The sequence below is a fragment of the Pseudomonas purpurea genome (genome assembly GCF_039908635.1).
GTDB lineage: Bacteria > Pseudomonadota > Gammaproteobacteria > Pseudomonadales > Pseudomonadaceae > Aquipseudomonas > Aquipseudomonas purpurea.
This window is the reverse complement of the sequence record NZ_CP150918.1, coordinates 65,375-79,241: the sequence shown is the minus strand read 5'-3', so window position 1 is coordinate 79,241 and position 13,867 is coordinate 65,375. Positions and strand designations below refer to the sequence as shown.

At 60.5% G+C, this 13,867-nt stretch carries 13 protein-coding genes and 2 pseudogenes; 10 read left to right on the top strand and 5 right to left on the bottom strand.

Features of this window, described 5'->3' with window-relative positions; genetic code table 11:
* Positions 1-6: 6 nt before the first annotated feature.
* The 3 genes from AABM54_RS00420 to AABM54_RS00410 all read right to left on the bottom strand — a co-directional run bounded on the left by AABM54_RS00420 (position 7) and on the right by AABM54_RS00410 (position 1,783).
* On the bottom strand, positions 7-639 hold the full coding sequence (locus tag AABM54_RS00420) for a thiol:disulfide interchange protein DsbA/DsbL (protein WP_347903033.1): 633 nt from the start codon (positions 637-639) through the stop codon (positions 7-9).
* Positions 640-840: 201 nt separating this feature from the next.
* On the bottom strand, positions 841-1,446 hold the full coding sequence (locus AABM54_RS00415; RefSeq protein ID WP_347903031.1) for a c-type cytochrome: 606 nt from the start codon (positions 1,444-1,446) through the stop codon (positions 841-843).
* Positions 1,447-1,492: 46 nt separating this feature from the next.
* Positions 1,493-1,783, bottom strand: coding sequence for a c-type cytochrome (locus AABM54_RS00410; RefSeq protein WP_347903030.1), 291 nt, complete (start codon positions 1,781-1,783; stop codon positions 1,493-1,495).
* 191 nt (positions 1,784-1,974) lie between these two features.
* Between AABM54_RS00410 and yihA the strand changes: the two genes are divergently transcribed.
* Positions 1,975-2,616, top strand: a complete 642-nt coding sequence (yihA, locus tag AABM54_RS00405; protein ID WP_347903029.1) for a ribosome biogenesis GTP-binding protein YihA/YsxC — start codon at positions 1,975-1,977, stop codon at positions 2,614-2,616.
* 421 nt (positions 2,617-3,037) lie between these two features.
* On the opposite strand, the pseudogene polA reads toward yihA, so the two are convergent.
* Positions 3,038-5,840 (bottom strand): annotated as a pseudogene (polA, locus tag AABM54_RS00400) (DNA polymerase I).
* A 74-nt stretch (positions 5,841-5,914) separates the two neighbouring features.
* Between polA and AABM54_RS00395 the strand changes: the two are divergent.
* Together AABM54_RS00395 and AABM54_RS00390 are read left to right on the top strand one after the other, a co-directional pair.
* Complete coding sequence (locus AABM54_RS00395; RefSeq protein ID WP_347903028.1) at positions 5,915-6,205, top strand: DUF2782 domain-containing protein; 291 nt, start codon at positions 5,915-5,917, stop codon at positions 6,203-6,205.
* 60 nt (positions 6,206-6,265) lie between these two features.
* Positions 6,266-7,216 (top strand): homoserine kinase, encoded by a 951-nt coding sequence (locus tag AABM54_RS00390; protein WP_347903026.1) that lies wholly within the window; start codon positions 6,266-6,268, stop codon positions 7,214-7,216.
* A 121-nt stretch (positions 7,217-7,337) separates the two neighbouring features.
* Here the strand turns inward: AABM54_RS00390 and AABM54_RS00385 are convergent, their stop codons facing one another.
* Positions 7,338-8,267 (bottom strand): zinc ABC transporter substrate-binding protein, encoded by a 930-nt coding sequence (locus tag AABM54_RS00385; protein WP_347903025.1) that lies wholly within the window; start codon positions 8,265-8,267, stop codon positions 7,338-7,340.
* A 57-nt stretch (positions 8,268-8,324) separates the two neighbouring features.
* Here AABM54_RS00385 and AABM54_RS00380 point away from each other — a divergent pair.
* The 7 genes and pseudogenes from AABM54_RS00380 (at position 8,325) to AABM54_RS00350 (ending at position 13,849) form a co-directional block, all read left to right on the top strand.
* Positions 8,325-8,808 (top strand): annotated as a pseudogene (locus AABM54_RS00380) (Fur family transcriptional regulator).
* Positions 8,808-9,593 (top strand): zinc ABC transporter ATP-binding protein ZnuC, encoded by a 786-nt coding sequence (znuC, locus tag AABM54_RS00375; protein WP_347903023.1) that lies wholly within the window; start codon positions 8,808-8,810, stop codon positions 9,591-9,593. Before AABM54_RS00380 ends, znuC begins: the two are co-directional and overlap by 1 nt.
* Complete coding sequence (znuB, locus tag AABM54_RS00370) at positions 9,586-10,374, top strand: zinc ABC transporter permease subunit ZnuB (protein ID WP_347903021.1); 789 nt, start codon at positions 9,586-9,588, stop codon at positions 10,372-10,374. The genes znuC and znuB overlap by 8 nt, the downstream gene beginning before the upstream one ends.
* A gap of 37 nt (positions 10,375-10,411) precedes the next feature.
* Positions 10,412-11,125 carry a PA5502 family lipoprotein gene (locus AABM54_RS00365; protein ID WP_347903019.1) on the top strand — a complete coding sequence of 238 codons (714 nt, stop codon included), beginning with the start codon at positions 10,412-10,414 and terminating at the stop codon, positions 11,123-11,125.
* Between the two features lie 207 nt (positions 11,126-11,332).
* Complete coding sequence (locus AABM54_RS00360) at positions 11,333-12,340, top strand: methionine ABC transporter ATP-binding protein (protein WP_347903017.1); 1,008 nt, start codon at positions 11,333-11,335, stop codon at positions 12,338-12,340.
* Entirely contained in the window at positions 12,340-13,014 is a 675-nt protein-coding gene (locus tag AABM54_RS00355) for a methionine ABC transporter permease (protein WP_347903016.1), read from the top strand. Before AABM54_RS00360 ends, AABM54_RS00355 begins: the two co-directional genes overlap by 1 nt.
* Positions 13,015-13,075: 61 nt before the next feature.
* On the top strand, positions 13,076-13,849 hold the full coding sequence (locus AABM54_RS00350; RefSeq protein WP_347903014.1) for a MetQ/NlpA family ABC transporter substrate-binding protein: 774 nt from the start codon (positions 13,076-13,078) through the stop codon (positions 13,847-13,849).
* The last annotated feature ends 18 nt before the right edge of the window (positions 13,850-13,867 follow it).

Here is a 13,867-nt window from a genome sequence, read left to right as displayed (position 1 = left end):
CGCCGCTTACTTAGCGGCGCGCTCCTTGGCGATCAACTGATCGGCCACGCTCAGTGCACCTTCAGGGCCACCGGCAGTGCCGAGGTCGAAACGGTACTTACCATTGACGACCATGGTCGGTACACCAGAGATCTGGTAGGCCTGAGCCTTCTTCTTGGCGTCCTCAACCTTGCCTTTGACGGCGAACGAATTGTAGGTGCTCAGGAATTTGTCCTTGTCGATGCCTTCGCCGACCAGGAATTCAGCCATTTCTTCCGGGGTAGCGAGCTTCTTGCCGGAGTGGACCGCTTCAAACACGGCTTTGTGAACCTTGTGTTCCACGCCCATGGCTTCCAGGGTGATGAACAGTTGGCCATGAACGTTCCAGATACCGCCGAACATCGCCGGGATACGCACGAAGTTCACGTCTTCAGGCAGTTTTTCAACCCAAGGGTTGATCATGGGTTCGAACGAGTAGCAGTGTGGGCAGCCGTACCAGAACAGCTCCACGACTTCGATTTTGCCTGGCACTGCCACCGGAACGGCGCTGCTGAGTTCGATATATGGCTTGCGGTCCACCAGTTGCTCTTCAGCCGCTTGAGCGGTGATACCAAACAGGCTGGCGGTAACGAGTGCGGCGCTGAGAATCAGATTACGCATGCTTTACTCCTGGACAAATAAGGTCGCCTCGCGCGGCCTGCTTTCGGGCAGGTCATGGCGGGCATTAGTTCTCTAGTGTAACGGCAGCGGCCACAAAAAAGGGCGGCCTAGGCCACCCTTTTTATGCTTGCATCGAAGGATTAATCGAGCGTTAACATTGCGCGAGATCAACACCTCGCGCCACGTCCGCCCGGCAGGCCCTTAGTGCAGGCCTTGAATGTAGCTGGACACCGCTTCGATGTCTTTGTTGCTCATTTTTGCAGCAATGCTTTGCATGATTTTCGTGTCACCGTCGTTGGTACGGTTACCTTCACGGAAATCCGTCAGCTGCTTGGCAATGTACTGAGCATGCTGGCCACCCAGATGCGGGAAAGCAGCCGCAGCGTTGCCGGCACCGTTAGGTGCATGGCAGCCGGTGCACGATGGCATGCCCTGGTCCAGTTTGCCGCCACGGAACAACTCTTCACCGCGAGCCACGACTTTCGGGTCCGCTGCGCCGACGCTGCCTTTCTGGCTGGCGAAGTAGGCAGCGAGGTCAGCCAGGTCCTGATCGCTCAGGTTGGTCAGCAGGCCGGTCATTTCCAGAACGGTGCGCTTGCCCGACTTGATGTCGTGCAATTGCTTGTTCAGGTATTTCTCACCCTGACCCGCCAGTTTTGGAAAGTTTGGCGCCATGCTGTTGCCATCCGGGCCATGGCAAGCGCCACACACTGCGGCTTTCGCCTGGCCAGCAGCAGCGTCGCCTGCAGCATGGGCAAAACCGGTGACGCCCAAGGTCAACAGCAGACTCACGATTAATTTGTTCATCAGCTAATCCAACTACGGCTAAGGGTTAAAGAGTTATGGGCCGGGATCACTCGCTCATCCACTGGATGATGGCTCGGTAATCCTCGGCACTGCAGTCCATGCACAAACCACGCGGCGGCATCGCCTTGAAACCCTGGGTCACGTGTTGCACCAGCGTCTCCATACCTTGCGCCAGTCTTGGCGCCCAAGCTTCCTGATCGCCCTTTTGGGGCGCCGTTGGGAGTTGGCCGGAATGACAGGCTCCACAAACACGGTTGTACACAGCTTCCGGATCCTGTGTAGCCTGAGCGCTGTAAAGCGGCATCAAGACACCGGCAGCTAGCAGCCATTTCGTCATAAAACGACCTTTTCAGGGTTGAGAGCGTGCTGCGTTCTAATGCGCAATCAAGGTCAATCGCTCTCGTGAACTTCATCCTACGCTGGGACAAAGCGCACACAAAATCTGCGGCATTATATACTGGCGTCACTGAAACGGAAACGACACTGCTCGCCGCGTCCATTCCCGGCGCCGCCCACATCGGAAATCCCATGCAACTCAAGAACCCCATCCTCGGCCTGTGCCAACAGTCCACCTTCATGCTCAGCGCAGCTAAAGTCGACCAATGCCCAGATGACGAAGGCTTTGAAGTGGCCTTCGCCGGGCGTTCCAACGCCGGCAAGTCCAGTGCGCTGAACACCCTGACCCACGCCAGCCTGGCGCGCACGTCGAAAACCCCAGGCCGCACGCAGCTCTTGAACTTCTTCAAGCTAGACGATGAACGCCGTCTGGTCGACCTGCCGGGTTACGGTTACGCGAAAGTCCCTATCCCGCTGAAGATGCACTGGCAGCGCCACCTGGAAGCCTACCTGGGCGGTCGCGAGAGCCTGAAGGGCTTGATTCTGATGATGGACATCCGCCATCCGATGACCGACTTCGACCTGCTGATGCTCGATTGGGCCGTGGCCAGCGGCATGCCGATGCACATTTTGCTGACCAAAGCCGACAAGCTGACCTACGGTGCCGCGAAGAATTCGCTGCTCAAGGTTCAGGCAGAAATCCGTAAAGGCTGGGGCGAAACCGTGACGATCCAGCTGTTCTCGGCCCCCAAACGCCTGGGCCTGGAAGAGGCTTACACCGTGCTGGCGGACTGGATGGAGCTGGCCGACAAAGGCGCAGAAACCGAGGCCTGAGAGGTATAGGCAAATTGTCTGCGGGGTGATCAGGCAAGGCAAAAAACAGGTGGGAAAGCGGAGTTTAGGGGCCTGAATGAGCATTTCCCGCCTGTTTTTAACGCCGCATGATCGCGCCATAGGCGATTTGCAGGCAAAAAAAACCCCGGACTTCATATGGGGAGAGGAAGTTCGGGGTCTAAGTTCCGGACCGTTAGGGCGGGGTCCAGATATTTGCCAACACTTAACACAACATAGGAGCATCGAAGGGCTTCACCACCCATTCAGTAACTCTGAGTGGGGGTTCACGGATTTAGTTCAAACCCATTTCAAAATCTATTGGGAATAAACCCCAGAATTTTCCGAACTAATAGCCCTTCGCTAGCGTTTGCCGCGACACTATGCCGCGGCATCGCCCCCGAAAAAACCGCCTCAAATCGGCTTAATGAGCCTCATCCCAGTTGTTTCCAACCCCGACATCGACCAAAAGAGGTACATCGAGCGTTGCTGCGCCGCTCATGTGAACGCGAATTTCCTCGCGAACCTGGTCGACCAGATCCTCGCGAACCTCCAGCACCAGTTCATCGTGTACCTGCAGGATGACTTTGGCATCCAGCCCTGAGGCCGTCAGCCAGTTATCCACCGCCACCATGGCTTTCTTGATGATATCTGCCGCCGTGCCTTGCATCGGGGCGTTGATCGCCGTGCGCTCGGCACCAGCGCGCTCCTGCGGTTTGTTGGAGTTGATTTCCGGCAAGTACAGCCGACGGCCGAACAAGGTCTCCACATACCCTTGGTCCGCAGCCTGGGCACGGGTGCGCTCCATGTACTCGCGCACGCCCGGGTAGCGGGCGAAGTAAGTGTCGATGTAGGCCTTGGCCTGCTTGGTGCCGACGCCGATGTCCTTGCCCAGTTTCTGCGCGCCCATGCCGTAGATCAGACCGAAGTTGATGGCCTTCGCGCTACGGCGCTGATCGGTGGTGACCTCCGCCAGCTCGACCTTGAAGACTTCGGCCGCCGTCGCGGTGTGCACATCCAGGTTATTGCGGAAGGCGTTGACCAGACCTTCATCCCGAGACAGGTGGGCCATGATGCGCAGCTCGATCTGCGAGTAGTCCGCCGCCAGTAGCTTGTAGCCTTTTGGCGCAATGAACGCCTGACGAATCCGACGGCCTTCGGCGGTGCGCACCGGAATGTTCTGCAGGTTCGGATCGCTGGAGGACAGACGCCCGGTGGATGCCACAGCCTGGTGATAAGAGGTGTGGATACGCCCGGTGCGCGGGTTGATCTGCTCCGGCAGGCGGTCGGTGTAGGTGCTTTTCAGCTTGCTCATGGAGCGGTACTGCATCAGCACCTTGGGCAGCGGATAGTCATCTTCCGCCAGTTTTGCCAGCACTTCTTCGGCGGTGGACGGCTGGCCCTTGGCGGTCTTTTTCAGTACTGGCAAACCGAGCTTTTCGTAAAGGATCGCGCCCAACTGCTTGGGCGAACCGAGGTTGAACTCCTCGCCCGCGATTGCGCAGGCTTCACGCTCCAGCGCGACCATCTTGTTGCCCAGCTCGATGCTCTGCACGCCCAACAGCTCGGCATCCACCAGCGCGCCCTGGCGCTCGATTCGCGCCAGCACCGGCACCAACGGCATCTCGATGTCGGTCAGCACGCTCGCAAGGCTCGGGATCGCGGTCAGCTTCTCATGCAGGGCCTGATGCAGACGCAGGGTCACGTCGGCATCTTCAGCGGCATAAGGTCCGGCCTGTTCCAGAGCAATCTGATCGAAGGTCAGTTGCTTGGCGCCCTTGCCGGCGATGTCCTGGAAGCTCACGGTCGTGTGGGCCAGGTACTTCTGCGCCAGGCTGTCCATGTCGTGGCGGGTCGCCGTGGAGTTGAGCACATAGGATTCGAGCATGGTGTCGAACGCGATGCCGCGCACCGTGATGCCGCACGCCTGATCGCCACCGATGGCGCAGTTGGCCAGGATGTTCATGTCGAACTTGGCGTGCTGGCCGACCTTGAGCTTGCTCGGGTCTTCCAGCAGCGGCTTGAGGGCACGCAGCACGGTGTCGCGATCCAGTTGGTCCGGCACGCCGATGTAGGAATGGGTCAGTGGAATGTAGGCCGCTTCGTGGGCGTGCACTGCAAAGGACAGCCCCACCAGTTGCGCCTGCTGGGCATCGATGCCGGTGGTTTCGGTGTCGAAGGCAAACAGCTTGGCGTTCTTCAGCTTCTCCAGCCAGGCATCGAAACGCGCCTGATCGAGGATGGTTTCGTACTGTGCTTCGACCGCCACCGGCGCCTCAACCTCGACCGCGCTCAGCAGATCAACCACCGGCTCAGGCTGGGCTACGGCGCTCAGTTCAATGCGTTTGGCGTCACGTTGCAGCTCGTCCATCCAGCTCTTGAATTCCAGCAGGGTGTACAGCTCGGCCAGCTTTTCACGGTCCGGCTCACGCAGGTGCAAATCGTCGAGGGCCGACGTCCAGCGGCACGTCGATTTTGATGGTCGCCAGTTGATAGGAGAGGAATGCCATCTCCTTGTGCTCTTCGAGCTTGGCCGGCAGCGTCTTGGCGCCGCGAATCGGCAAGGTTGGGACGATGTCGAGTTGAGCGTAAAGCTCGACCAGACCACCGTTCACCCCCACCAGCAAGCCAGACGCAGTCTTGGGACCAATGCCCGGCACACCCGGAATGTTGTCGGAGGAGTCGCCCATCAACGCCAGATAATCGATGATCTGCTCGGGAGCGACACCGAATTTCTCCTTGACGCCAGTGACGTCCATGGCGCTACCGGTCATGGTATTGACCAAGGTAATGTGCCCGTCGACCAACTGCGCCATGTCCTTGTCCCCGGTGGAGATCACCACCGGACGGTCAGCCGCCGCGCTGCTGCGGGCCAGCGTGCCGATCACGTCGTCCGCCTCGACGCCTTCCACGCAGAGCAGCGGGAAACCGAGGGCGATCACACTGGCGTGCAAGGGCTCGATCTGCACGCGCATGTCGTCGGGCATGCTTGGGCGGTTGGCCTTGTATTCGGCATACATGTCATCGCGAAACGTCCCACCCTTGGCGTCGAAAACGACGGCGAACGGACTGTCAGGGTACTGCCTGCGCAGACTCTTGAGCATGTTCAGTACGCCCTTGACCGCGCCGGTCGGCAGGCCTTGGGATGTGGTCAACGGTGGCAACGCGTGAAACGCGCGGTACAGGTAAGAAGAACCGTCCACCAGGACGAGGGGGGCTTGGCTCATGAGCAGGATCAACCTTTTCGGCGGGTCCGGCGCTAGAATAGCGGGACCGTTGACGACAAAGGGATAAGGTTATCATGCGCACACTCAATCGCCTGTTGCTTGCCGGCTTGTTTGCACTCACGCCACTGGCCGTCATGGCAGCCGATGATGCACCCACGCCGGAGCCGGAAGTCACCATCCACACCGAAGGCGACAAAGTCATTCAGGAATACCGCCAAAACGGCTTCCTGTATGCGATCAAAGTCACGCCCAAGGGTGGGGTTCCGTACTTTTTGGTACGCGCGGACGGCACGGATGCCAACTTTATCCGTTCGGACCAGCCGGATATGCTGATCCCGGCGTGGAAAATTTTTGAGTGGAAGTAGCTTCTTAACTTTAATCGGCGCCGCCTCAACTGCGGCGCCCGAACTGAGCAGTTTTTAACCATGTCTGTGTTCACCCCCCTGGCTCGGCCCGAGCTGGAAACCTTTCTTGCCCCTTACGGGCTCGGTCGCCTGCTTGATTTCCAGGGAATTGCCGCAGGTAGCGAAAACACCAATTTTTTCATCAGTCTGGAGCAGGGCGAATTTGTCCTGACCCTGGTCGAGCGCGGCCCCGTGCAGGAGATGCCGTTCTTCATCGAGCTGCTCGACGTGCTGCATGACGCCAACCTGCCCGTACCTTACGCGCTGCGCACCACGGACGGCGTGGCCTTGCGTGAACTGGCGGGCAAACCTGCGCTGTTGCAGCCACGGCTGGCCGGCAAGCACATCAAACAGGCCAATGCACAGCATTGCGTGCAGGTCGGCGAGTTGCTGGGGCATCTGCACCTGGCGACCAAAGACAACATGATCAAGCGTAAAACCGACCGCGGCCTGGACTGGATGCAGGAAGAGGGCACGCAACTGCTTTCCCATCTGGGCGCCGAACCGCGGGATTTGCTGCAACGGGCGCTGGACGAAATCACCGAGCAGAAGACAAAAATCCTGGCGCTGCCTCGGGCGAATATCCACGCGGACCTGTTCCGCGATAACGCGATGTTCGAAGGCACGCACCTGACCGGGTTGATCGACTTCTACAACGCCTGTTCAGGTCCGATGCTCTACGACGTGGCGATTGCCCTGAATGACTGGTGTTCGGACGAAGACGGGATAATCGACGGCCCTCGGGCGCGGGCATTGCTGGGAGCTTATGCGGCACTGCGTCCGTTTACAGCCGCCGAGGCCGAGTTGTGGCCGACCCTGTTGCGGGTAGCTTGCGTGCGGTTCTGGTTGTCGCGCCTGATCGCCGCCGAGTCGTTTGCCGGGCAGGATGTGCTGATTCACGATCCGAAAGAGTTCGAGCAGCGTCTGGCTCAGCGTCAGCACGTCAGCACGCCGTTGCCGTTCGCCCTTTAAATTGTGGCGAGGGAGCTTGCTCCCGCGGGGTTGCGAAGCGACCCCCTCTTTACCAAAAAGAATGGGCCTGCTGCGCAGTCCAGCGGGAGCAAGCTACCTCGCCACAGGTTTATTGCTTTAATTAAAGCGACTCCAGGCACCCCGCCAAATCATTCCCCAGCTTCTCCAGCACCTGTTCGTAACCTTGAGCGGTCGCTGGCGTGTAGCCGCCCAGCGCATCCAGCTCTGCCAGTTTCACCGGCAACCCTGCCACCAGGGTTTCAGCCAGGCGCGGACGCAGCGGTGGCTCACTGAATACACACGTCTTGCCCACTTCCTGCAACCGCGCACGCATGGCCGCTACATGTTGGGCGCCGGGCTGCACTTCAGCGGCCACGCTGAACACGCCGGTGTGCTTGAGGCCGTACGCGTCTTCGAAGTAGTCGAACGCTTCATGGAAAACGAAGTACGGCTTGCCCGCAATACCGGCCAGGCGAGCTTTCAAGCGCAGGTTCAGCGCATCCAGACGCTCGTCGAACGCCTTGAGGTTGCTCTGATAGCGCGGCGCGTTGGCCGGGTCGGCAGCACTCAGGTCTGCGGCGATTTTCGCGGCGATGACCCGCGCATTGACCGGTGATAACCACAAGTGAGCGTCGAGGCTGCCAGGGCGATGGTCGTGATCGTGCTCGTCGGCATCGGTGGCATGGGAATGGCTGTCTTCGGCGAAGCGGCGCAGCTTCAAACCCGACAAATCCTGCACGGCAACCGATGGAAGGCTGCGGCCCTTGAGGACGCGCGGCAGGAAACCTTCCATGTCCGGGCCGATCCAGTAGAGCAAATCCACCGACTGCACCTTCCGTACGTCGGATGGGCGCAAGGCGTAGTTGTGTGGTGAAGCACCCGGCGGCAGCAACACTTCCGGAACCCCGGCACCGTCCTGCACCGCTGCGGCAATCAGCTGCAAGGGTTTGATGCTGGTCAGCACTTTCACCTCGGCCTGGGCGGCGCTGATCGCGAACAAACTGACGGTAAATGTGACAAAGATGGCAAAAAGTCTGGACACGATGACCACTCAAAGAGGCGAGAACGGGTAACATAATAACGTCTCTCACAAACCTCGTCGCCGCTCATGCCTAAAACACCGATTGCCAGCCGCCCCCACGACCACTCTCACTGTGTGCACAGCGCATTGTCCGAGGGCCGACGCCATTTGCGCTCGCCAAGGCCTGCGCCTGACCGCGTTGCGTCGGCGGGTGCTGGAACTGGTATGGCAAAGCCACAAACCGCTGGGCGCCTACGACATTCTGGCGGTACTCAGCGAGCAGGACGGCCGCCGCGCCGCGCCGCCCACCGTGTACCGCGCACTGGATTTCCTGCTGGATAACGGCCTGGTGCATCGCATCTCTTCGCTCAACGCCTTCGTCGGCTGCAACCATCCGGGGCACGCGCACCAAGGCCAGTTCCTGATCTGCCGCGAATGCCATGCCGCCATTGAGCTGGAACAGAAATCCATCAGCGACACCATCGTCAGCAGCGCCAGCGAAGTCGGGTTCGTGGTCGAAGGCCAGACCGTCGAAGTGGTCGGTCTCTGCTCGGGTTGCCAGGGGGCTTGATGAGCGCTGCGTTGATCCGCCTCGAGCAGGTGACGGTGACCTTCGCCGGGCAAAACGTGCTGGACAATATTCAGCTCAGCGTCGAGCCGGGGCAGGTCGTCACCCTGATCGGCCCCAACGGCGCAGGCAAGACCACCCTGGTGCGCGCCGTACTCGGCCTGCTCAAGCCCGACAGCGGCAGCGTCTGGCGCAAGCCGAAACTGCGGGTCGGCTACATGCCGCAAAAACTGCACGTCGACCCGACCCTGCCGCTCTCGGTGCTGCGTTTCTTGCGCCTGGTGCCGGGCGTGGACCGCGCGCGGGCCTTGGCGGCGCTCAAGGAAGTCGGTGCCGAACAGGTGATCGACAGCCCGGTGCAAAGCGTTTCCGGCGGTGAAATGCAGCGTGTGCTGCTGGCCCGCGCCTTGTTGCGCGAGCCGCAATTGCTGGTGCTCGACGAGCCGGTACAAGGCGTCGATGTGGCCGGGCAGGCCGAGCTTTACAGCCTGATCACCCGCCTGCGCGACCGCCACGGTTGCGGGGTGCTGATGGTTTCCCACGATTTGCATCTGGTGATGAGCACCACCGACCAGGTGGTGTGCCTCAACCGCCATGTCTGCTGCTCGGGACACCCGGAGCACGTCAGCGGCGACCCGGCGTTCGTCGAGTTGTTCGGAAAGAACGCACAGAGCCTGGCGATTTATCACCATCATCACGACCACGCCCACGACCTGCATGGCGCGGTGGTCAGCGAGGCCCCGTCGGCCCACACTCACGTTCATGGAGATGGCTGCAAGCATGGCTGATTTTCTGTTGTATGCCCTGCTCGCAGGCCTGGCCCTGGCCGTCGTTGCAGGTCCGCTGGGCTCGTTCGTGGTCTGGCGGCGCATGGCCTATTTTGGCGACACCTTGTCCCACGCCGCGCTGCTCGGCGTGGCGCTGGGTTTTTTGCTGGATGTCAGCCCGACCGTCGCTGTCACCGTAGGCTGCCTGCTGCTGGCGGTGTTGCTGGTGACGTTGCAACAGCGTCAGCCACTGGCTTCCGATACGCTTTTGGGAATTCTCGCACCGAGTACGCTCTCTCTTGGCCTGGTGGTACTAAGCTTCATGCATGAAGTGCGGATCGACCTGATGGCCTATCTGTTCGGCGACCTGCTGGCGATCAGCCCGACCGATCTTGCGTGGATCCTCGGCGGCAGCGCGGCAGTGCTGGCGCTGCTGGTAGCGCTGTGGCGCCCCTTGCTGGCGATTACCGTGCATGAAGAATTGGCGACCGTCGAAGGTTTGCCCGTGGCGGCATTGCGCCTGACCTTGATGCTGTTGATTGCAGTGGTGATCGCGGTGGCGATGAAAATCGTCGGTGTTCTGCTGATTACCTCGCTGTTGATCATCCCGGCCGCTGCGGCACAGCGTCACGCCCGCTCCCCGGAGCAGATGGCCCTGGGCGCGAGCCTGCTGGGCATGCTGGCGGTGTGCGGCGGCCTGGCGCTGTCGTGGTTCAAGGACACTCCGGCCGGCCCGTCGATCGTGGTCGCGGCCGCCGCACTGTTTCTGCTGAGTTTTGTCCTGCCCCGTCGAGGGGTGTAGACTTGCTCGTTTTTTGCGCAATCAGAGAGTCGCAGGAATGAAGCCGTTCGCCTCCCGTTATCTGCTCCTTATCGCGTTTTCCCTGCTGCTGGGTGCCTGCCAAAGCACGCCGCCAGCCTCCGAGGTTCCGGATGCCCGGGCCACGGCCATCGCGCAGCTGGAACAAAGCCTGGCCAGCAGCGAACTGGCCACCGCCGAAGATCAACTCGCGGCCCTGCAGGCCGAGACGCCCAACGATCAATCGCTGGAGCAGTATCAGCGGCAATTGGCCGAAGCCTACCTGCAACGCAGCCAGATCGTCCTGCAAAAAGGCGATGTGAATGCCGCCGCCACGGCGTTGAGCCGTGCTCGCGCACTGATGCCCAAGGCCCCGGCGCTGACCGGTGGCGTCAACAGCGCCATCACCCATGCGCGCAAAGCCGAGCTGGATCAGGCCGAAGCCGCCCTCAAGGCGGCCGAAGCCCAACCCGTCGCCAAAGTGATCGACCCGAGTGCTGAAAGTACAACGATTGCATTGAACATCACCGATAGCCGGCAATTGCGTCGACAACTGGACGCGATCGCCACCGATGTGGTGAATTATCAGTGTGACGTCAGCATCCAGGCACCGCGCACCCAGGATTACCCGTGGCTGGCCACACTGCTGAGCAAGCGGGTGAAGAAACTGGATGCCGGGTTTGATCTGAAGATCGAACGACAAATCCTGCGACACGTTCCGGCACAGATGGTTCTGACACCGCGCAAGCCTTGAACACGAAGATCGCAGCCCCCGGCAACGCCTACCGCCCCGCGTAGGAACTGCCGGGGGCTGCGATCTTTTGCATTCCAGGCCAGGTGGTTATTTCCAAATCGCAGGATGAATGCGAAATAAATGCTAAGAACCTCTATACGGACAGGCTAAAATGCGCGCCCGGCTAACCGCTGATCCTTTTCTAACGCGCCCCACAAGGTTCGCTACGTGATCGAGTTTCAAAACGTCCATAAAACCTACCGCGTCGGCGGCAAGGATATTCCCGCACTGCACCCGACCAATCTGACGATTGAGAATGGTCAGGTGTTCGGCCTGATAGGCCATTCCGGTGCGGGAAAAAGTACCCTGCTGCGCCTGATCAATCGCCTGGAAGACGCCAGCGGCGGCAAGATCACCGTTGACGGCGAAGTCGTCACGGCTCTGACCCCGAATGATCTGCGGCGCTTTCGTCAGCAGGTCGGGATGATTTTCCAGCACTTCAACCTGCTGGCATCCAAGACCGTCGCCGACAACGTCGCGCTGCCTCTGACCCTGGCAGGCGAGCTGTCACGCAGTGACATCGACAAGCGTGTGGCCGAATTGCTTGACCGTGTGGGTCTGGCTGACCATGCCAAAAAGTACCCGGCGCAGCTGTCCGGTGGCCAGAAGCAACGCGTCGGCATCGCCCGCGCCCTGGCGACCAAGCCGAAGATTTTGCTCTGCGACGAAGCCACCAGTGCCCTCGACCCGCAAACCACGGCGTCGGTCCTGCAATTGCTGGCCGAGATCAACCGTGAGCTGAAACTGACTATCGTGCTGATCACCCATGAAATGGACGTGATCCGTCGGGTCTGCGACCAGGTCGCCGTAATGGACGCCGGCATGATCGTCGAGCAAGGCCCGGTGGCCGAGGTGTTCCTGCACCCCAAGCACCCGACCACCAAGCGTTTCGTCCAGGAAGACGAACACATCGACGAGAGCGAACAGCGCGACGACTTCGCCCACGTGCCAGGCCGTATCGTACGTCTGACGTTCCAGGGCGACGCCACCTACGCGCCGTTGCTGGGAACGGTCGCCCGTGAAACAGGCGTGGACTACAGCATCCTCGCCGGTCGTATCGACCGCATCAAAGACACCCCTTACGGGCAACTGACCCTGGCCATCACCGGCGGTGACATGGAAGCGGCGTTCGCCCGCTTCACCGCGGCTGAAGTCCACATGGAGGTGCTGCGTTAATGGAAGCCCTGATGAGTTTCTTCAGCAATATCGACTGGTACGAAATCTGGCTGGCCACCGGCGACACCTTGATGATGCTCGGCGGTTCGCTGCTGTTCACGGTACTGCTCGGCCTGCCGCTGGGCGTGCTGCTGTTCCTGTGCAGCCCGCGCCAACTGCTCGAAGCCAAGGGTTTCTACGCACTGCTGTCGCTGATCGTGAACATCCTGCGCTCGCTGCCGTTCATCATCCTGCTGATCGTGATGATTCCGTTCACCGTACTGATTACCGGCACCTCGCTGGGCGTCGGCGGTGCGATTCCGCCACTGGTCGTGGGCGCCACGCCGTTCTTCGCCCGCCTGGTGGAAACCGCCTTGCGTGAAGTGGATCGCGGCATTATCGAAGCCACCCAGGCCATGGGCGCGACGACACGGCAAATCATCACCAATGCCCTACTGCCAGAGGCCCGTCCGGGTATCTTCGCGGCGATTACGGTGACGGCTATTACACTGGTGTCCTACACGGCAATGGCCGGTGTGGTGGGTGCCGGTGGTCTGGGCGACCTGGCGATCCGTTTCGGTTACCAGCGTTTCCAGACCGATGTGATGATCGTGACCGTGGTGTTGCTGCTGGTGCTGGTGCAGGTTCTGCAAACCGTCGGCGATAAGCTGGTGGTGCACTTTTCCCGAAAATAAATGCAATCGCCGGCCACCGCTGGCAGGTGCCCGACCGGGCGTCTCACAAGGAGTTTGCTGGATGAAAAAACTACTCGTTGCGTTCGCTGCCGTTGCAGCGTTCTCTGCCCAGGCCGCTGAAACCCTGACCGTGGCCGCGACCCCGGTCCCGCACGCGGAGATCCTGGAGTTCGTGAAACCGGCATTGGCCAAAGAAGGCGTGGACCTCAAGGTCAAGGTCTTCACCGACTACGTTCAGCCGAACGTGCAAGTGGCCGAAAAACGCCTGGACGCCAACTTCTTCCAGCACAAGCCGTACCTTGATGAGTTCAACAAGGCCAAGGGCACGCACCTGATCAGCGTGGCCGGCGTGCACCTGGAACCGCTGGGTGCTTACTCCAGCAAGTACAAGACACTGGCGGACCTGCCGGGCGGCGCCAACGTCGTGATCCCGAACGATGCCACCAACGGTGGCCGCGCGCTGCTGCTGCTGGAAAAGGCCGGCCTGATCAAGTTGAAGGATGCGAACAACATCCTGTCGACCGTCAAGGACATCACCGAGAACACCAAGGACCTGAAATTCCGTGAACTGGAAGCCGCGACCATCCCGCGCGTGCTGACCCAGGTCGACCTGGCGCTGATCAACACCAACTACGCGCTGGAAGCCAAGCTTGACCCGTCCAAGGACGCGCTGACCATCGAAGGCAAAGACTCGCCTTACGTGAACATCCTGGTCGCCCGCCCGGACGACAAGGACAGCGACGCGATGAAGAAGCTGGTTGCTGCCCTGCACAGCCCGGAAGTCAAAGCCTTCATTCTGGAGAAGTACAAAGGCGCGGTATTGCCGGCGTTCTGATTCAGGTTGCAACGAAAA